Source organism: Mycobacterium alsense (assembly GCF_002086635.1).
In the GTDB taxonomy this organism is placed as follows: domain Bacteria; phylum Actinomycetota; class Actinomycetes; order Mycobacteriales; family Mycobacteriaceae; genus Mycobacterium; species Mycobacterium alsense.
This window is the reverse complement of sequence record NZ_MVHD01000133.1, coordinates 1-879: the sequence shown is the minus strand read 5'-3', so window position 1 is coordinate 879 and position 879 is coordinate 1. Positions and strand designations below refer to the sequence as shown.

Genomic DNA, 879 nt, shown 5'->3' with positions numbered 1-879 from the left:
GGCCCCTAGGTGGTTTCGGCTGGGGAGCGAGGATCGCTCGGGCCATCAGCTTGCGGTGCTCGTGATCGGCACGGGCCGCGATCGCCGCACGCCGACGCTGCCGCCGATCAACCCAGAACGCCGCCACGACGACGAGCAGCGGCAAAAAGATCCACGGGTACGCCAGGACCACCCCGACGAGCGTGTAGCCGGCCGGCAGCGCGAACAGCACCGCGGCGACCGGGTGCCGATCCGGCCAGCTGCCGTGTGAGCAGTGGGCTTCGAGCCCACACCTTGGACAGGCGTGTTTACTCACTGAACCGAACCTCCTCCATCATCGGCGCTGCCATGCTGGGCCCGTTGCCATCCGGTCCAAGTCGTCGGATACCTCGAGTAGCGCCGCAGCAAGCTCGCGCGCCGGGCCGCTGCCTACACCCTCGTCGCACAAGGGGATGACGTGAGTGCCGATGCCGTCGAGGGTGCCATCGGAGTACTGAGTCGCGCGAAGCACCACCTCGGCAACAGCTGTTCCTGCCGCGTCGCGGATTATGCGGGAGCCTTCGATCAGCCGGAAATGACGCTTCTCCTCGCGTGACATGACGTGCCCAGGCTCCCAGCCGTAAGCATCGGCAAAACCGGCGGGCAGTTGGACATCAAAAGCCGGATTGGTTGTGGTCGTCATCGCCGCACCTGCCGATCCGCAATCGCGTCGGCTTCGGCGCAGAGCCGCTCGATCTCGTCCCAGCTGATGCCGAGAAGACGTCCGGCTTCGTCGCGGCCGAGCCGCCGCACCATCTCGTCGGCAAGCTCGCGCAGGCCAGCGATGAGGACAGGGGTCGGGAGGGTTGGGATGTTGGCGAGGGTGAGCATGGCGGACCTTCCTGTTGGGGGGAAGTCCAC

Annotated in this window: 2 protein-coding genes and 1 pseudogene; all 3 read right to left on the bottom strand. The window is 66.8% G+C overall.

The genetic code is table 11. The annotated features are described in order from the left end of the window. Positions 1-211, bottom strand: a pseudogene (locus tag BST11_RS28290) (hypothetical protein); the annotation flags it as partial. A gap of 102 nt (positions 212-313) precedes the next feature. Further along, positions 314-661, bottom strand: a complete 348-nt coding sequence (locus BST11_RS26840) for a hypothetical protein (protein ID WP_083141174.1) — start codon at positions 659-661, stop codon at positions 314-316. Next, the coding region (locus tag BST11_RS26835) for a hypothetical protein (RefSeq protein WP_211284804.1) at positions 658-879 on the bottom strand (222 nt) is incomplete at its 5' end. The genes BST11_RS26840 and BST11_RS26835, both read right to left, overlap by 4 nt.